This is a genomic window from Candidatus Dormiibacterota bacterium (assembly GCA_036495095.1).
Lineage (GTDB): Bacteria > Chloroflexota > Dormibacteria > Aeolococcales > Aeolococcaceae > CF-96.
In genome coordinates this window covers 31,352-48,558 of the sequence record DASXNK010000191.1, presented here as the reverse complement: position 1 = coordinate 48,558, position 17,207 = coordinate 31,352, and the positions used below count along the sequence as shown (strand labels likewise).

The following is a 17,207-nucleotide window of genomic DNA, read 5'->3' as shown; positions in this document are numbered from 1 at the left end:
CCCCAGGCGAGATCGGTGCCCTCGGTCCCCCTCGACCCCGACCAGCAGGCGGCCGTCGACCACCGCGAGGGCGCATGCCTGGTGCTCGCCGGGCCGGGGTCGGGGAAGACCCGGGTGATCGTCGAGCGCTTCCTCGAGCTCTGCGGCACCGACGCCGGCGCCTCCGGGCAGCTGGTGCTCACCTACACGGTGAAGGCCGCGGCGGAGATGCGGCAGCGGGCCGAGGCGCTCCACGGGCCCTTCGGCGACGACGTCCCGCTGACCAACTTCCACGCCTTCGGCCGCCGGGTGCTGCGCCAGTGGGGATGGCGCTGCGGGGTGCCCGCCACCTTCCACATCGCCGACGCCGCCGAGCGCTGGCTCCACCTCGAGGCGGTGCTCGCGGAGATGCGGCCGCGCACCCTCTGGAACCCGCTGCGCCCCCACGACCTGGTCGGCCCCCTGCTCCACCTCATCGAGACCGCCAAGCAGGAGCTGATCACCCCCGAGGAGTACGCCGCCTGGGCGTGCCGGCGCCAGCTGGTCTCCACCGACGAGGTCGAGCAGGCGCTGCTCGAGCGCCACGCCGAGTGCGCCGAGCTCTACGCCCGGCTGGAGGAGCGCTACCGCCGGCTCGCGGTGCTCGACCACGACGACTGCATCCTCATCGCCGAGCGGCTGCTGCGCGAGGACCCGGCGGCGCGCCGCGCGGTCTGCGACGCGGTCGGCCACGTCATGGTCGACGAGTACCAGGACACCAACTACGCCCAGGCCCGGCTGGTGGAGACGCTGGTGGCGCGCCACGGCAACGTGCTCGTCGTCGCCGACGACGACCAGGCCATCTACAAGTTCCGCGGCGCCAGCCTCGCCAACCTCGACCGCTTCCGGCGGCTGCGTCCCGGCCACCGCACCGTGACCCTGCGGCGCAACTACCGCAGCACCCGGCAGATCGTCGCCGCCTGCTCCCTGCTGATCGCCGCCGCCGCGCCGGAGTCGCGCATCGACAAGGAGCTGGTCGCCAACCGCGGCGACGGCGACGCGGTCGAGCTCTGGGAGGCGCCCGACGAGCGCAGCGAGACCCTGGCGGTGGCGGCGGAGTGCCGCCGCCTGCTCGAGGCGGGCACCCGCGGCGCCGAGATCGCCTGGCTCTTCCGCCGCCACGACGACATGCGCGCGGCGATGACCGCCCTCCAGGAGACCGGGGTGCCGTACCAGGTGCACGGCGGTCGCGGCTACTTCCGCCAGCCGGAGATCAAGGCGCTGCTGGGGCTGCTCCGGGCCATCGACGACCCGGCCGACTCCCAGGCGCTGCTCCGCTGCCTGCAACTTCCTGCCTGGTGTGTCAGCAACCGGGGCCGGGTGGCGCTGGTGCGCGCCTGCGACAGCAGCGAGACCCCGCTCTGCGAGATGCTCCTCGACGGCACCGTGGAGGGCCTCGACGAGACCGACGCGGCGGCGGCGCGGCGGGCCACCGAGGAGCTCTGCGCGCTCCACGCCCAGGCGCTCACCGCCGACGTCCGCGAGCTCTGCTTCGACGCCCTGGAGCGCTGCGGGTTCCTCGGCATCGCCGAGCTCAGCCGCGACCTCGAGCGGGTCCAGGCGGGCGCCAACCTCAACAAGTTCGCCGAGCTGCTCGACGGCTTCGCCGACTGGAGCGAGGACCTGCGGCTCCGCTCCGCGCTGCGCTACCTCGAGGTGCTGCGCGACTCCGGCGCCGCCGACGAGGTCGCCGCCATCGACGCCATCGAGGACGGCGTGGTGCTGCTCACCGCCCACAGCGCCAAGGGGCTGGAGTGGCCGGTGGTGGTGGTCGGCGGCTGCGTCGAGCCCCGCTGGCCGGGCCGGGGCGGCTTCCCCGCGCCGCTCACCCTCCCCGACGAGCTCGTCCCCGAGCCGCCCCCGCCGGGCGACGGCCTGGTCGACGAGGAGCGGCGGCTCTTCTACGTCGCCGCCACCCGGGCGCGCGACCGGCTGGTGCTCACCCGCGCCCACCGCTACCCGCGGTCGTACGGAGACGAGGCACCCACCCGCTTCCTGGCGCCCCTCGCCGGCCAGGCGATGGCCCGCGGTGTCGAGCTTCCCCACGTCCCCGCCGCGCTCGCCGCCCGGACCCGGCCCCGGGGCAGCACCGTGCCGGTCGGCGTCGAGGTCTCGGTGGCCGACCTGCGCGACTTCCGCGAGTGCCCGCGCCGCTACGAGTACCGCCGCCGCTACCGGATGCCGTCGCGGGGCTCGGTGCAGACCTGGTACGGGGTGCTGGTGCACTCGGTGCTCGAGCAGGCGGCGCGGATGCGGCTGGCGGGCGAGGAGGTCGACGCCGGCCGGCTGGTGGGGCTCTGGCACCAGGGGTGGGAGGCGGCGCACGGTCCCAAGGGCGTCCACCGCTCGCTCCGCGGCTACGGCGAGGAGTCGCTGCGCCGCTACGGCGAGACCCCGGCCTGGACCGAGGCCCGGCCCTCCGCGGTGGAGCGGCCGTTCGCGCTCAGCGTCGACGCCGGCGAGGTCCGCGGCCGGTTCGACCGGCTCGACGAGCGCGACGACGGCATCCCCACCGTCGTCGACTACAAGACCGGGCCGCCGCGCACCGCCGACAGCGCCGCCCGCGACCTCCAGGTGCGCGCCTACGGGGTCGCCATCTCCCAGCGCGACCACGCCGACCGGGTGGCGGTCGAGCTCCACCACCTGCAGACCGCCGAGGTGACCCGGGTGGTGCTCGAGGGCGCCGCCCTGCGGAAGGCCCACGCCCACATCGCGCTCAGCGCGATCGACCTCTCCCGCGCCTGGAACGAGCACGGGTTCCCGCCCAACCCCTCGCCCTGGCGGTGCCGCCGCTGCGACTACCGGACGATCTGCGACGAGGGCGGGGCAGCGGTCCGCGCCGCCGCCGCCGCCGAGCCCGCCGCGGCGGTTCCGGCGGTGGGCGTCTGACCGTCCAGCGGACCCCCGGACCGGCGGCGTACCCTGCCGACGCGGGCGAGTGTCGCATCGCCGAGCGGCCCTGGAGGACACGCCAGATGACACGCTGCGGACTGGTCGCCGGATCCGGAGCCGCCGCGCTCCTCGCCGCCTGCGGGGGCTCCGCCTCGCCGCCCTCGGCGGCGACGTCGAGCAGCTCGTCGATGTCGATGTCCAGCAGCACCGGCATGGGGATGTCGGTGAACGCCACCTGCATGCCCTCGGGGACCACCCTGACGCTGATCGCCCAGAACACCATGTTCACCACCAACTGCCTGGCGGCACCGGCCGGCCAGGCGGTCACCGTCCACTTCGACAACAGGGACCCGCTGCCCCACAACCTGGCGATCTTCAGCGCCGACCCCGACGTCGACAAGAACGCGAAGGAGCTCTTCAAGGGCGACATCGTCCCCGGTCCCAAGACCGTCGACTACGCGGTGCCGGCCCAGCCCGCGGGCACCTACCACTTCCACTGCGCGGTGCACCCCACGCAGATGTTCGGCAGCTACGTGGTCAAATAGTCCCAGAGTGGCTCAGCGCCCCCCGTCTCCGGTCGAGCGGATCCTCGTCGTCGCGGCGCACCCGGACGACATCGACTTCGGCGCCTCCGGCTCGGTGGCGACCTGGACGTCGGAGGGGATCGACGTCTCCTACTGCATCCTCACCGACGGCGATGCCGGCGGCTCCGACCGGAGCGTCACCCGCGCCGACATGGCCCGGCTGCGCCGCGAGGAGCAGACCGCGGCGGCAGGGTGCGTCGGGGTCACCGACCTCAGCTTCCTCGGCCATCCCGACGGCCGCCTGGAGAGCACCCTCGAGGTGCGCCGCGACATCGCCCGGGTGATCCGGCGGGTGCGCCCTCAGCGGGTGGTCGCCCCCTCGCCGGAGCGCAACTGGCAGCGGATCTTCGCCAGCCATCCCGACCACCTCGCCGCCGGGGTGGCGGCGATGGCGGCGGTCTACCCGGACGCGCGCAACCCGTTCGCCCATCCCGAGCTGCTCGAGGAGGGGCTCGAGCCCCACACCGTCGAGGAGGTCTGGATGATGGCCTTCCCCGAGCCTGACACCTGGGTCGACGTGACCGACCAGCTCGACCGCAAGGTGCAGGCGCTGCAGTGCCACCGCAGCCAGGTGGGTGGCTGGGAGGACCTCGCCGACGCGATGCGCCAGTGGGGCGCGGCGATCGCCCGCCAGGGCGGGCTGCCCGAGGGACGCCTCGCCGAGGCCTTCCGGGTGATCAGCGCCGTCTGACCGGCGCCGGCCCCGGAGCGCCGTGCTCGTCACGTTCCTGTGACGGTAGTAGCGCGCTTATTGCACGTATTTTATACGTATCATAGACTCAGCCCAGGCTTCCGTCACAGGAGGTGCCGGGCGATGCTGAGACTGCTGGGGCTGGGCGTGGTGATCTACCTCGTGCTCCACCTCGTGCACCTGGGCTACGGGGACGGGGCGATCATCCTGCGGGTGGACGGGAGCGTCCGGTCGCTCTGCGAGAGCGTCCTGCGCAGCCGCGAGATCGAGCTGCGCCTCTCCGGTCAGTAGGTGAAGACCATCCGCTCGAGGGTGCCGTCCGGTCGCCGGATGCACACGTCGGCACCCTCGCTCCGGATCTTGCGCAGCAGCACCTCGGTGCTGATCGCCTGGCGTAGGACCTCGGTCTTGGAGATCTGGCACTCGTCGGCGATCCGTCCCAGGTCCTCCCACACCCGGGCCGGCAGGTTCACGGTCACCCGCGCCACCGCGGGCGACGAGGCGACGTCCGGATCCGCGTTGCTGGCCATCCGCGTCATCAGGATCCTCCCGGAGCCGGACGTGCGCCCCCGTTGCCGGCTGCTGCGCCCCGTCCTCTCTCTGTGCACTCCCCGGGAGCGCAGATTGGAGGAAATATAACGTGCATCCGACAGCAAAAGCAAGTACTTGTAACGTCCGGTGTACTCATCATACACTTACCGTCTGGCGACCCCGCTCCGGCGGCCGGCCGGCCAACCAGCGCTCAGGCCCTCCTCCGGTGCGACCGCCGCGTGGGAGGTGTGCGTCGATGGCGCAGCAGACCGAGGGCGACGAACCGGTCTTCGAGGAGATCGAACTGGTCCTGGTGCTCCGCGACGTCGAGCTTCCCGAGCTGGTCACCCTGGAGGTCGTCCTCCCCGGGGTGGTGGCGCACGATTGGAGACGCTGGACGCTGCTGCGGGCAGGACCGGGTCGCACCGGGGGTTCCGGGCGTGGGCGGCGGCGTGGGCGGCGGTAGCTGCTAGGCTGGCCCGCCCCATGACCGAGCTCCGCACCGCGCCCCACGGCTCGTGGCCGTCGCCGATCACCTCCGCGCTGATCGTCTCCGACACCGTCGGCATCGGCCAGATCGAGGTCGAGGGCGGCGACGTCTGGTGGGCGGAGGCGCGCCCCGCCGAGCAGGGACGGGTGGTGGTGATGCGCCGCCGCGCCGACGGGGGCGTCACCGACGCCTTCGGGCCCGGCTGGAACGCCCGCACCCGGGTGCACGAGTATGGGGGCAGCTGCTTCGCGGTCGACGGCGACACCCTCTACTTCACCAACTTCGCCGACCAGCGGCTGTACCGCTGCGACGCCGGTGGCGACCCCGTCGCCCTCACCCCCGAGTGCGACCTCCGCTACGCCGACCTCTGCCTCGACCGAGCCCGCTCGCGGCTGCTCTGCGTGCTCGAGGACCACACCGGCGGCGGCTCCGAGGCGGTGAACAGCATCGCCGCGGTGCCCCTCGAGGGCGGGCCGCCGGAGGTGCTGGCCTCGGGCTCGGACTTCTGCGCCGCGCCCCGGGTCAGCCCCGACGGCGGCCGGCTCTGCTGGCTGACCTGGAACCATCCCGACCTCCCCTGGGACGGCACCGAGCTGTGGGTGGCCGACCTCGACGCCGCCGGCCGCCCGGGCGAGCGGGTGCGGGTCGCCGGCGGCCCCCGCGAGTCGGTGACGGTGCCGGCGTGGTCGCCCGGCGGCGTGCTCCACCTCGTCTCCGACCGCACCGGCTGGTGGAACCTCTACCGCTGGCGCGGCGGTGAGCTCGAGGCGCTGGCGCCGGCGGAGATGGAGTTCGCCCGCCCCGCCTGGATGCTGGGCTGGACCACCTACACCTTCCTCGCCGAGGAGCGCATCGTCTGCACCGCGACCCAGCGGGGCGAGTGGCGGCTCTACGAGCTCCACCCCGAGACCGGGCTGTGCGAGGTCGAGACCCAGTTCACCGAGATCAGCCCCTGGCTGCGCGCCCACGAGGGCGGGGTGGTGTTCGCCGGCGGGTCGCCGGTGCTCGCGGCCGCGCTGGTGCACGTCGACGTCGAGAGCGGGGCCACCGAGGTGCTGCGCCGCAGCAGCGGCGTGGAGGTCGACCAGGGATACCTGTCCCAGCCGGAGGCGGTGGAGTTCCCCACCGAGGGCGGCCGCACCGCCCACGCGCTCTACTACCCGCCCCGGAACCAGGAGTGGCGCGGGCCCGACGACGAGCGGCCGCCGCTGCTGGTCGAGACCCATGGCGGCCCCACCGCGGCGGCCACCACCCTGCTCCGGCTGCCCATCCAGTACTGGACCAGCCGGGGCATCGCCGTGCTCGACGTCAACTACGGGGGCAGCACCGGCTACGGCCGCGAGTACCGCGAGCGCCTCTACGGCACCTGGGGGGTGGTCGACGTCGACGACTGCGCCAACGGCGCGCGCTTCCTGGTCGAGCGCGGCGACGCCGATCCCGACCGGCTGATGATCTCCGGCGGCAGCGCCGGCGGCTACACCACCCTCTGCGCGCTCACCTTCCGCGACACCTTCTCGGCGGGCGCGAGCCACTTCGGCATCGGCGACCTCGAGGTGTTCGTCGGCGACACCCACAAGTTCGAGTCGCGCTACCTCGACCGCCTCATCGGGCCCCTCCCCGAGGCGGCGGCCCTCTACCGCGAGCGCTCGCCGATCAACCACACCGACCGGCTCAGCTGCCCGGTGATCCTCTTCCAGGGGCTGGAGGACAGGATCGTCCCACCCAACCAGGCCGAGCTGATGTTCGACGCGCTGAAGCGCAAGGGCATCCCCTGCGCCTATGTCCCGTTCCCGGGCGAGCAGCACGGCTTCCGCATCGCCGCCAACATCCGCCGCTCACTCGACGGCGAGCTGTACTTCTATTCGCGGGTGCTGGGCTTCCCCCTCGCCGAGGCCCTGGAGCCGGTGGAGATCGAGAACCTGCCCGGGGGGCCGTAGCCCCCCGACCAGGACCGGGATCAGGCTCCCCGGCGCCGCAGCCGCATGCCGGCGAGGGAGATCACCGCGGCGAGCACCAGGCCGCCGAGGAGGACGCCGCCCGCGATCAGCGGCGTCCGCCAGCGCGGGGCCGGGGCCGGGACCGGCGCCAGCGCCGGGAGCCTCGCCCCCGCCACCGGGCCGACGCCCATCGAGGCCAGCCGCACCCCGCCGTCCGGGGTCACGCTCATGTCGTAGGTGACCTGGGGGCTGGGAGCGTTGAGGGTGAGGTAGCTGAGCCAGCCCTGCTGGGGCACCCAGGACATGTTGCGGTCGGTGCTCAGGTCGCGCTGCAGCGAGCTGCTCATCCGCTGCTGGGAGACGAGGACGAAGCCGGGAGCCAGCGTCTCCGGCGCCACCGGTTGGGTGGCGGTGAGCAGGTAGAGGTCGGCGACGACGGGGTCGAGGGCGTTGGCGAGCACCTCGAGCGGCACCCAGAGGTGCGGGGTGTGCATGGTGATCAGCACCGGGGTGCCGTCGCCGCTGAACTGGCCGCGCTGGCGCGCCGCGGCGATGTCGTACTTGGCGGCCATGAAGATCGGGCTGGTGACCGCGTAGGCGAGCAGGTGGGCGCGGGTCTCGTCCGGAAGGGTGAAGCCGTTCTGCCTGCACCAGTCGACCACCGCCTGGCCGCTGCCCTTGAGCACGGTGATGTCCAGGGCGTCGATCTGCACCTGCTGCAGCACCTGCGCCGGCGCGGCGCCGGGCGCGGCGCCGCGGGCGGCGAATGCCTCCGCCACCTGCGGGTGGGTCTCGCGCTCGAGCCGCTGCAGGGTCCAGCCGCCGCCCTTCTCCACCCTGTCGGGCACCGCGGGCAGGGGGACGATCCAGCCCAGGCCGGGGACGTCGCCCTGGTAGCCGAAGCTGGTCATGTAGTGCTCGACGCCGCCCTGCCAGGCGACGAAGGTGGTTGCCCGGGCGAGCCGGACCGCCCCGTTGGGGGCGACCAGCCCCCCGCACGCGGCGGCGGGAACGGTGCCCAGCACGGCGAGCCCGCCCGCGAGCGCGGCGGCCGCCAGAAGCTTCCGGTGCATGTCATCTCCTCCTGCCCCCGGCGTGGGAGCTCGGAGAAGAGGACGCGCCGCCGCGCCCGCAGGTTCCCGAGGTGCCGAGGCCCTAGACCGGACAGGCCGCCAGCGCGGTGAGGTACTCCTCCTGGTCGCGGGGGTTCATCACCTCGCTGGTCACCTTGTGGACCACCCTGCCGTCCTTGTCGATCACGTAGGTGGCGCGGCCGGCGATGCCGATGCCGTCCATGTAGGTGCCGTACTGCTGCGCCACCGCGCCCTTGGGGTGGAAGTCGGCGAGCAGGTGCGCCTTCAGGTCCTCGTCGCGCTTGAAGGCGGCGAGGGTGTAGTGGCTGTCGACCGAGACCGCGAGCACCTCGGCGTTGGCCGCCTCGTACTTGTCGGCGGCGGCGCTGATGTCGTGCAGCTCCTTGGTGCAGACGCCGCTGAAGGCCAGCGGGTAGAACATCAGCACCACGTTGCGACCGCGAAGATCGGAGAGGGTGACGTCCTTGCCGTTCTCGTCCTTGAGGGTGAAGTCGGGGGCCTCGGAACCCACCTCGACGGCCATGTCGATCCTCCGCGCTGGTTGATCCGGAATCGGGGCACGACGATAGCCCAGGAGCGCGCGCCGCCGCCCTCCCCCGTTCTCACGGCCTGCGGCCGACCTGCTATACCCGCCCGGTGACGCGTCGCCGCCGCCCCCTTCTCGCCGCCGCCCTCACCGCGCTGCTGGTCTCCGCGTGCGGGTCGTCCGGCGGGGTCGCACGGGCCACCGCCCCGCCCCTGCCCGACACCACCGCGCCGCCGACCCCGACCCCCTCGGCGTCGCCGTCGCCGACCCCGCAGCCCACCCCCACGCCGGTCCCGTCGACGCCGGCGGCCACCTCCACTCCCGCCGAGGGCGGGGTGACCCGGGTGCCGCCCGACGACCCGCGCGGCGATGCCACCGTGGCCGCCGACCTCTACCCGTCGTCGGGCTTCGCCAACTGCCCGAGCATGGGGTCCTCCGGCTACGGCGCCTGCCCGGTGACCTCGCGGCTCGCCGCCCAGCTCAACCGGCACCCGATCCGCGGGGTCGAGCAGCTGTGCCGGTGCCAGTCCCAGTGGCAGGGCGTGAACATCAAGGCACCCACCGTGCTCCCCGCCATCGACAGCTACACCGTCGAGGTCGACCTCAGCGTCAACGGCACCCCCATCCAGTTCGACGTCCTCGTGCTGCGCACCGGCGACGGCTGGTTCGCCGACGACATCCGGTGCCACAACGGGGGCCCGAACAGCTCGATCTACGCCTCCTCCCCGCCCCTCTGCTGAGGCGCCCGGCAGGACGTCCCCCCGGCACGGATCCACGCGGATGGTGCGATGTCGCGTCCGGATGATGTATAGTTCGACGAGCGAACCATATGTCCGAGCCCGTCCCCCCCTCCCCGACCTCCGACGCCGCCGCCCTCGACCCCCTGGCGGTGGCCAACCGGCTGCGGCCGGTGCTGCTCCACATCTCCCGGCACATGCGCCGGGAGATCGACTCCCTGGGGGTGACCCCGGGCCAGCTCTCGCTGCTCGGCGCCGTCCGCGACCGGCCCGGCATCGGCATCAGCGACCTCGCCGCCCTGGAGCGCACCTCGGCGCCGACGATCTGCGCCCACATCGACCGGCTCGAGGCCGCCGGGCTGGTGACCCGCACCCGAGGCGAGGTGCCGGACCGCAGGCGGGTCGGCCTCCGCGTCACCGACGAGGGGACGGAGGTGCTGCTCGCCGCCCGCTCGCTGCGCACCGCCTGGCTCGCCACCCGGCTGCGCGCCCTGAGCGACGAGCAGCTCCGCGCCGTCGCCGAGGCCGTCGAGCCGCTGAGCCTGCTGCTCGAGGCGCCGGGGCCGGCGCGCTCACGGGGCGGGGACGCCGCCGCGGTGGCGAGATGAGCGCGGTGGTGCATCGCGGCCGAGGTGGCACCTTCGCCAGCGTCCGTCGCCACCGCAACTACCGGCTCTGGTTCTTCGGGCAGGTGGTCTCGGTCACCGGCACCTGGGTGCAGAACGTCGCCCAGGCCTGGCTGGTGCTCCAGCTCACCCACTCCGCGGGCGCCGTCGGCGTGCTCGCCGCGTGCCAGTTCGGGCCCTTCGCCGTCCTCGGCCTGCTCGGCGGGGTGATCTCCGACCGCCTCGACAACCGCCGCACCCTGGTCGCCACCCAGGCGGCATCGATGCTCTGCGCCACCCTGCTGGCGGTGCTCGCCCTCACCCACGTCGCGGTGGTCTGGGAGGTCGACGCCGTGGCCGCGCTCAGCGGCCTGGTGATGGTGATGGACACCCCCTCGCGGCAGGCCTTCACGATGCAGATGGTGGGCCGCCGCGAGCTGCCCAACGCGATCGCGCTCAACTCCAGCCTGTTCAACGCCTCGCGGATCATGGGGCCGGCGCTGGGCGGCCTGATCATCGCCAGCGCCGGGGTCGGGCTCTGCTTCCTGATCAACGCCGGCAGCTACCTCGCGGTCCTCGCCGCGCTGCTGCTGATGCGCCGCGAGGAGCTGCACCCGGTGGCGCGGTCGGAGACCCGGACGTCGGTGCTCCGCGGCCTCCGCGAGGGCCTCGCCTACGCCTGGGTCACCCCCCCGGTGCTGTTGGTGCTCCTGATCATGCTGGCGGTGGCCACCGTCAGCATCAACTTCAACGTGCTGCTGCCGGTGCTCGCCTCCCACACCCTGCACGCCGGGCCCGAGGTGTTCGGCGCCCTCTCCGCGGCCTTCGGCGCCGGGGCGCTGGCCGGCGCCCTGCTCTCGGCGACCCGGGGTCGGGCGAGCTGGCCGGTGCTGCTCGGCGGCGCCGCCACCCTCGGCGCCGGCGAGCTGCTGCTGGCTCCGCAGCGCAGCCTGATCCCCGCCGCGATCATCCTCGCGGTCATCGGGGTGGCCTTCTCGCTGTTCACCTCGAACAGCAACGCGACCCTGCAGCTGGTCGTCCCCGACCACCTCCGCGGCCGGCTGCTCTCCCTCTATGCCTACGTCTTCTTCGGCACCGCCCCGCTGGGCGGCGTGCTCACCGGCTGGCTGAGCCAGCGCGGCACCACCCCGGCCCTGCTCGCCGCCGGCGGCACCGCGGTGGCCGCCGCCGCCGCCGGGACCCTGGTGTGGCGGCGGGTCCTGGCGCCGGGGCGGCGGGCGCGCTCGCGGCCCGTCCCCGAGCCCGCCGGCGAGGTCCCCTCGCTGATCGCCTGACCCCGGTTCCGGCATCATGGGGGCGATGAGCAGCCCCGCGGTCACCGTCACCGCCGGCGGCGGCGACCTCTACACGGTGCGGGTCGCCGGCCGCACCGAGCACCGCGTCACCGCCCGGCCCGAGGTGCTGGGACGGGTGGCGGCGGAGGGCGAGGCGCCGGAGCTGACCCTGCGGCGGGCGTTCGAGTTCCTGCTCGAGCGCGAGCCGCCGGAGTCGATCCTGCGCAGCTTCGCGCTCGAGGACATCGCCGGCTACTTCCCCGAGTTCTGGACGGTGATGGCGCCGCGCTGAGCGCACCGGGGTCCTGATCGCCCGGTCAGGTGCCGGTCGAGGCCTCGGCGGCGGCCCGGGGCCCCTCCGACTGGAGCACGTCGAAGCTCCACAGCTCCGAGCCCGAGGCCGCGGGACCGCCCCTGGCGTGCTGGGCATGGCCGCGGTCGAAGGCCTGGGAGGTGCGCCAGCGGTCGAAGTCCTCCTCGCTGCGCCAGCGGGTGTAGACCATGTACTGGTCGGTGCCGCCGGTGGGCCGGAGCAGCTCGAACCACTCGAAGCCGTCCTCGGACGAGACTGCGCCGGCGCGCGCCGCGAACCGCTTCTCCAGGGTCTCGCGCATCTCGACCGGCACGGTCAGCACGTTGATCTTCACGACGGACATGGCGGGCTCCCGGGATCGCGGGGGGTGGGTGGCTGCCCGCATCATCCCAGCCCGCGGGCGGCCCGCGGCGCGGCGCCGAGCAGCCCGGGCCGGTCGGTGGTGACGTAGTCGGCCCCCCGCCGGCGCATCCGCGCGGCGACGCGGCGATGGTTGACCGTCCACGCGGTGAGCGGCAGGCCGAGGCGGCGGGCGGCGGCGCAGAGCCCGGCGGTCACCGCCCAGCGGTCGACGGTGACGGCGGCGGCGCCCACCTCCGCGGCGAGCCACTCGAGCCGCCCCGGGAGCAGGGAGCGGGTGGCGCAGGCGGCGACCCGGCGAGCGGCGGTGTCAGGGTGGGGCGCGTGCACCGGCAGGGTGCGCCAGCGGGCCATCCGCGGCGCCCGCTCGCGGAGGTGGCCGAGCGCCGGGGCGGCGTCGGTGCAGACGGCGAGGAGGTCGGAGTCGGCGCGGCCCGCCGCCCAGGCGCCGAGGGCGTCCACCACGGCGTCGTGCTTGATGTCGAGGAGCAGGGGGAGCCGGCCGGCGAGGTGCTCGACCGCCTCGTCGAGGGTGAGCAGCCCCGGGGCCTCGGCGCGCGCTTCGGCGAGGGTCACGCCGGGGAGCGGGCGACCGGACGGCAGCAGCAGGTCGTGGCGCAGCACCACGGCGCCGTCCCCGCACCGGACCACGTCCACCTCCAGACGGGCGAGGTCGAGGTCCAGCGCCGCGTCGAGACCGGCGCGGTCGTGGGTGCCCCCGGGCCGGGAGCCCGCCAGGCCGGCGTGGCCGATGAGCTGCACCGTCCCATGGTCGCAGCCGGGCCGGCGAGGGCGCCGATCTCGGGACCTGCGTACCATGGGTTCGAGATGTCGCGCCTCCGCGCCCCTGCGGCCGTCCTCGTGCTCAGTGCGGTCGCGGCCTGGGGAGCGCACTCGGGGACCGGGCTGACCACCCAGGCGGCGGGGCGGCTCCCCGCGGTGACCCCGAGCCCGCCAGCGGCGGGGGTGGGCGGGCCGGGCGCGGTCGACGTGCCGGTGGCGGGGCGGCCGCCGGAGCCGGGACGGCCGTGGTTCCTCACCATCGGCGACTCGGTCACCTTCGGCTACACCCGTGACGCCGCGCTGGCCGGCACCAACATCTCCTGGGCACCCCGGGTGGAGAGCCGGCTCGCCGCCCAGGGACGGGCCTGGAGCCTCTACGACGTCGCCTGCCCGGGCGAGACCACCGTGTCCTACGCGATCCGCTGCTCGGGACGCCGGCAGGTGCCCCTGCTCGCCCACCGGTCACAGCGCGCCGCCGCCCTGGAGGCGATCTCCGCCCACGGCCAGGACCTGCGGCTGATCGTGGTGGCGCTGGGCAGCAACGACCTCCTCCACGCCCTCAACGGCGACCTCGGGACCACCCGGACGGCGCTGCTCGACCACCTCGAGGCGATCGTCACCGAGCTCCACACCGCCGCCGCCGGGGTGCCGATCGTGATCGCCGGCGTCTACGACCCGTTCGCGGTCGCCGCGCCGCGGACCGACGCCCTCCTCGCCCCGATCGACGACGCCATCGCCGCCCTCGCGGCCCGGCTCGGCGACGGCTATGCCGACTTCCATGCGGCGATCAACCATCCTGCCGACGGGGCCCCGCTCTGCAGCCTCATCGACTGCGCCGACGTCGACATCCACCCCACCGTGCAGGGTCAGCAGCGGCTCGCCGAGGCGGTGATCAGGGCGGTGCCGCCGCCGGCGTAGGGCTCGGCCTATCCCGCCATCCAGCCGTCGCCGCGCCAGTGCCAGCCGCGGCGGAAGCGGGTGGCGTCGCCGGGGGCGCCGGCGCCGATCAGCAGGGGCCGTCCCGCCAGCGGGTCGGTGACCAGCGCGGCGGCGATCCCGTCGGCGCCGATCGCCGGAGCCACCGCCGAGAACACGTAGCTCCAGCGGCTGCCGTTCCACACCCAGGTCGCGCCCCCCGCGGTGCCGGTCTCGAAGAGGAGCACCCGGTGCGCGGTGGGGTCGGCGGCCATCCAGGTGGCCCCGGGACGCACCACCACCGCCGGGGCCTGGGTGCGCAGGCTCCAGGTGTGCCCGTCCCAGCTCCAGGTGGACGCGGGGACGGCACCGGGACCGGCGGCGGTGACCAGCAGCGGGTGCCCGCTCAGCGGGTCGAGGCTGATCACCGGCGGCCCGCTGAGCACCGGCTCGACCGCGGGCAGGGGCCGTGACCAGTTGCGGCCGTCCCAGAGCCAGGTCTGCGCCGGAGCGCCGCCGCGCCCGGTCACCAGCACCACCGAGCGGGTGGCGGCGTCGGCGGCCATCCCCGACCAGGGGCCGAGCCGGGGTGGGGTCTCGGGGAGCTGGGCGGTCCAGCCGACGCCGTCCCAGGCCCAGGTGTCGGTGAGCGCGCCGGCGGCGCCCCGGCCGCCGGTGAGCAGGACGACGTGGCGGGCGGCGTCGTAGGTGGCCAGGGCGCCGGCCCGGGCCGCCGGCGCGGCGCCGGGATGGAGCTCGGACCAGCGGCGGCCGTCGAACACCCAGGTGTCGGCGAGCAGCCCGCCGCCCGGGGACACGCCGCCGAAGAGGACCGCCGCCTGGCTGCCCGGCCCGGCGGCGACCGCCTCTCCCCGGCGGGCGGGGGGAGCGCCCGGGGTGGCCATCGGCCCGGTGGTCACCGAGGTGTCGCGGGCGCGGGCAGGGGGAGACGACGGCCGGAGCACCGCGACCCCGGCGGCGGCGACCGCGGTGACGGCGAGCAGCGCGCCCGCCACGATCAGGGGGCGGTGCTGCCCGGCGGCGCCCGGCCCGGCGGCGACGGGCGCCGGCGGATCGGTGGCCGCCGGCGGCGCCGCGGCGGGGGCGGGCGGGGGCAGGGCCGGGGCCGCCACCGCGGGCGCGGGCACGCCGCCGACCGGGGCGACCGGGGCGACCGCGGCCTCTGCCGCCGACCGGCGCATCCAGGCGAGCAGCCGGACCGGGTCGAGCGCCTGCGGCTCCGGCACCACCACCCCCGCCTCGGGGAGCCGGGCCGCCCACTCCCGCAGCCGGCCCGCCTGGGTGGTGAGCTCGGCGATCCGGGCGAGGTAGTCGGCGTGGACGTCCGGCGAGACCGTGGTGGCGACCCGCTCGCGCAGCGTCGGGGGAAGCACGATGTAGCCGTCGACCACCGCCTCGCGGAAGGCGCGGTCGGTGATCCCCATCACGCGGTGGAGGATGTCGACCGCCTCGCGGAGGCGCTCGACCTGGCCGGTGGAGACGTCGGGGGCCTCCGGCCGGCGGGTCAGCCGCATCGCCGGATCCCGCTCACCGCTCCTCACCTATGGTCAAGGCGCCGCCCTCCCGGGGCGGGCCCCGAAGTCTGCCACAAACACCGTGCTCCCCCAGCGCAGGAGAGGACCGATGATCGGCCGTGCCGCCGCCGACAGCCTCGGCTACCTCCGCCACCCCCGGCGCACCGCGATGCGCGCGGTCGCCGAGCGCAGCCTCGCCGAGGCGGCTGCGGTCACCGCCGCGGCGGTGCTGCTCACCGCGATCCCGCTGGGCGTGACCCCCGCCCCCGAGCAGCCGCGCACCGTCCCCCGCACCATCGCGCTGGGGCTGACCTGGCTGAACGGCCACCGCCTCGCCCTCACCCTGCTCGCCCTCGGGGCGCTCACCCTGGTCACCATCGGCGGCTACGCGGGCACCTGCATGCTGGTCCGGGTCTGGCGTGCCGGCGCCCCGGTCGACTGGGGGCGGCTGCTCGCCGGCATCGGCTGGGTGAACGCCCTCTCCTGCCTCAGCGCCGCGATCCCGATCCCCGCCATCGCCCTGCAGATCGCCCACGCCGGCATCTGGCGCCCGCTCAACGCGGTGACCCTCCCGCTCAGCCTGCTGGTGGGCGCCTGGGTGGCGGTGCCCGCCTGGTACGCGGTCCGCGCCGCCACCGGCCTGGGGCGGCTGCGGGCCGGCCTGGCCCTCGCACTCCCCACCCTCGCCATGGTCACCCTGCTGGCGGCCGGCACCCTGCTCGCGTTCCGGGTCGCCTTCGGGTGAGGGCTAGCTGGTCGGCACCACCACGAAGGCGAGGTCGACGGGGGTGAGCGGGTCCACCGCCACCCGGTAGGCGGGCTGGCCCTCGGGGGTGAGGATGGTGGTCCAGCCCTCGCCCTGCTGCACCTCGACGACGTACTCGCCGAGGGGCACGCCGGCGAAGCTGAAATCGCCGTGGTCGTTGGTGCGGGAGACGTAGTAGGGGGGCTGGGTCTCGTAGCCGCCCAGGACCGCCCGGTAGTGGCTGCCGAGCCGCACCAGGGTGCCGGTGACCGGCCCGCCGTCGTGGCGCACCAGCGTGCCCTGCACCGGCTGGGGCGCGGCGAGCATCTCCTGGGCGGCGCGCGCCTGGGAGGTGCCGGGGAAGCGGGCGATGATGCGGTTGAGGTCCTTCAGCGCGGTGGCCTCGTCGTGACGGCCGATCGCCTGGCGCCCGGCGGCGAGCACCGCGTCGGGGAGCAGCGCCAGCGCCTGGGCCGACTCCGGTCTGGCCGGCGCGGCGGCGATCAGGTCGTCGAGGGCGGTCACCGCGCCGGCCGCCTCGCCCCGCTGCAGCAGCAGCCGCGCCGCCCCCAGCGCGTAAGCGGGATGCAGCGCCCTCGCCTGGCTCGCCAGGTCGTCGGGGGGCATCCCGGCGAGGGCGGCGTCGAGGCGGCGGAGGGCGACGTCGAAGTGGCCGGCGGCCGACTGAGCGCGGGCGTCGTCGAGGGCGATCCGGGCGGACTCGCGCTGGCGCTCCGGGATGAGCGCCGGACCGGTGACCTGGGCGACCGCCGCCAGCGCGTCGTCCACCCTCCCGGCTGAGGCCAGCGACCGCGCCCAGTCGAGCAGGGTGCTCTGGGCGTCGAGGTCGGCGGCGTCGACCCGGTTGCGGGCGAGCAGGTAGAGCGGCCCGGTCTTCGCCGCCACCGCCCGGTAGACGGCGACAGCGCGGTCGTAGGCGTGGGTGTCGCGGTATCGCTGGGCGTCGCCGACGGCCCCGCTGACCGCCTGGAGCCCGCCCAGCTCGATCCCGCCGGCGGCGACCAGCGGCGCCAGCAGCAGGGCGGCGATCACCGCCCGCGCGGTCCGTGAGCGGCCGGGGCGGCGGCGCGGGACGGCGCGAAGATCAGACTCCGCGGGGTCGAGGACCGAGGGGGGGCCGATCACGCTGGCCCCA

19 protein-coding genes are annotated in these 17,207 nt (G+C 75.2%); 12 read left to right on the top strand and 7 right to left on the bottom strand.

From position 1 onward, the window contains the following. The first annotated feature begins 15 nt into the window (after nt 1-15). From VGL20_18880 to VGL20_18865, 4 genes are all read left to right on the top strand, one after another. The gene (locus VGL20_18880) at nt 16-2,907 is read left to right on the top strand and encodes an ATP-dependent DNA helicase (GenBank protein HEY2705750.1); all 2,892 of its coding nucleotides are present in this window, start codon (nt 16-18) and stop codon (nt 2,905-2,907) included. An 86-nt stretch (nt 2,908-2,993) separates the two neighbouring features. Beyond that, the gene (locus VGL20_18875; protein HEY2705749.1) at nt 2,994-3,455 is read left to right on the top strand and encodes a cupredoxin domain-containing protein; all 462 of its coding nucleotides are present in this window, start codon (nt 2,994-2,996) and stop codon (nt 3,453-3,455) included. Between the two features lie 7 nt (nt 3,456-3,462). Beyond that, a complete protein-coding gene (locus VGL20_18870) occupies nt 3,463-4,185 on the top strand; it encodes a PIG-L deacetylase family protein (GenBank protein ID HEY2705748.1) in 723 nt (240 codons plus the stop codon). Nucleotides 4,186-4,308: 123 nt separating this feature from the next. After that, nucleotides 4,309-4,476, top strand: coding sequence for a hypothetical protein (locus tag VGL20_18865; GenBank protein ID HEY2705747.1), 168 nt, complete (start codon nt 4,309-4,311; stop codon nt 4,474-4,476). Here the strand turns inward: VGL20_18865 and VGL20_18860 are convergent. Beyond that, entirely contained in the window at nt 4,470-4,715 is a 246-nt protein-coding gene (locus VGL20_18860; GenBank protein ID HEY2705746.1) for a hypothetical protein, read from the bottom strand. The genes VGL20_18865 and VGL20_18860 overlap by 7 nt on opposite strands. Nucleotides 4,716-4,972: 257 nt before the next feature. On the opposite strand from VGL20_18860, the gene VGL20_18855 reads away from it, so the two are divergent. After that, on the top strand, nt 4,973-5,182 hold the full coding sequence (locus VGL20_18855) for a hypothetical protein (GenBank protein HEY2705745.1): 210 nt from the start codon (nt 4,973-4,975) through the stop codon (nt 5,180-5,182). A 20-nt stretch (nt 5,183-5,202) separates the two neighbouring features. After that, on the top strand, nt 5,203-7,143 hold the full coding sequence (locus tag VGL20_18850; protein HEY2705744.1) for a S9 family peptidase: 1,941 nt from the start codon (nt 5,203-5,205) through the stop codon (nt 7,141-7,143). 20 nt (nt 7,144-7,163) lie between these two features. Here VGL20_18850 and VGL20_18845 read toward each other — a convergent pair whose 3' ends face one another. Next, nucleotides 7,164-8,216, bottom strand: coding sequence for a DUF2330 domain-containing protein (locus VGL20_18845; protein ID HEY2705743.1), 1,053 nt, complete (start codon nt 8,214-8,216; stop codon nt 7,164-7,166). 82 nt (nt 8,217-8,298) lie between these two features. Beyond that, the gene (locus VGL20_18840) at nt 8,299-8,760 is read right to left on the bottom strand and encodes a peroxiredoxin (GenBank protein ID HEY2705742.1); all 462 of its coding nucleotides are present in this window, start codon (nt 8,758-8,760) and stop codon (nt 8,299-8,301) included. Between the two features lie 113 nt (nt 8,761-8,873). Between VGL20_18840 and VGL20_18835 the strand changes: the two genes are divergently transcribed. The 4 genes from VGL20_18835 to VGL20_18820 all read left to right on the top strand — a co-directional run bounded on the left by VGL20_18835 (nt 8,874) and on the right by VGL20_18820 (nt 11,692). Then, entirely contained in the window at nt 8,874-9,503 is a 630-nt protein-coding gene (locus tag VGL20_18835) for a hypothetical protein (GenBank protein HEY2705741.1), read from the top strand. 89 nt (nt 9,504-9,592) lie between these two features. Next, nucleotides 9,593-10,108, top strand: coding sequence for a MarR family winged helix-turn-helix transcriptional regulator (locus tag VGL20_18830; protein HEY2705740.1), 516 nt, complete (start codon nt 9,593-9,595; stop codon nt 10,106-10,108). Beyond that, nucleotides 10,105-11,400 (top strand): MFS transporter, encoded by a 1,296-nt coding sequence (locus VGL20_18825; GenBank protein ID HEY2705739.1) that lies wholly within the window; start codon nt 10,105-10,107, stop codon nt 11,398-11,400. The genes VGL20_18830 and VGL20_18825 overlap by 4 nt, the downstream gene beginning before the upstream one ends. Nucleotides 11,401-11,425: 25 nt before the next feature. After that, nucleotides 11,426-11,692, top strand: coding sequence for a hypothetical protein (locus VGL20_18820; protein HEY2705738.1), 267 nt, complete (start codon nt 11,426-11,428; stop codon nt 11,690-11,692). Nucleotides 11,693-11,717: 25 nt separating this feature from the next. On the opposite strand, the gene VGL20_18815 is transcribed toward VGL20_18820, so the two are convergent. Both VGL20_18815 and VGL20_18810 read right to left on the bottom strand, forming a co-directional pair. Next, nucleotides 11,718-12,056 (bottom strand): antibiotic biosynthesis monooxygenase, encoded by a 339-nt coding sequence (locus VGL20_18815; protein ID HEY2705737.1) that lies wholly within the window; start codon nt 12,054-12,056, stop codon nt 11,718-11,720. Between the two features lie 41 nt (nt 12,057-12,097). Further along, the gene (locus VGL20_18810) at nt 12,098-12,835 is read right to left on the bottom strand and encodes a glycerophosphodiester phosphodiesterase family protein (protein HEY2705736.1); all 738 of its coding nucleotides are present in this window, start codon (nt 12,833-12,835) and stop codon (nt 12,098-12,100) included. A 66-nt stretch (nt 12,836-12,901) separates the two neighbouring features. Here VGL20_18810 and VGL20_18805 point away from each other — a divergent pair, with 66 nt between their 5' ends. Continuing rightward, nucleotides 12,902-13,774: an SGNH/GDSL hydrolase family protein gene (locus tag VGL20_18805; protein HEY2705735.1), complete on the top strand. Its 873-nt coding sequence runs from the start codon at nt 12,902-12,904 to the stop codon at nt 13,772-13,774. An 8-nt stretch (nt 13,775-13,782) separates the two neighbouring features. Here the strand turns inward: VGL20_18805 and VGL20_18800 are convergent, their stop codons facing one another. Then, nucleotides 13,783-15,306 carry a hypothetical protein gene (locus VGL20_18800; protein HEY2705734.1) on the bottom strand — a complete coding sequence of 508 codons (1,524 nt, stop codon included), beginning with the start codon at nt 15,304-15,306 and terminating at the stop codon, nt 13,783-13,785. A gap of 109 nt (nt 15,307-15,415) precedes the next feature. Here VGL20_18800 and VGL20_18795 point away from each other — a divergent pair, with 109 nt between their 5' ends. Further along, a complete protein-coding gene (locus tag VGL20_18795; protein ID HEY2705733.1) occupies nt 15,416-16,051 on the top strand; it encodes a hypothetical protein in 636 nt (211 codons plus the stop codon). A 3-nt stretch (nt 16,052-16,054) separates the two neighbouring features. On the opposite strand, the gene VGL20_18790 is transcribed toward VGL20_18795, so the two are convergent. Continuing rightward, nucleotides 16,055-17,197, bottom strand: coding sequence for a hypothetical protein (locus VGL20_18790; protein ID HEY2705732.1), 1,143 nt, complete (start codon nt 17,195-17,197; stop codon nt 16,055-16,057). Between the last annotated feature and the right edge of the window lie 10 nt (nt 17,198-17,207).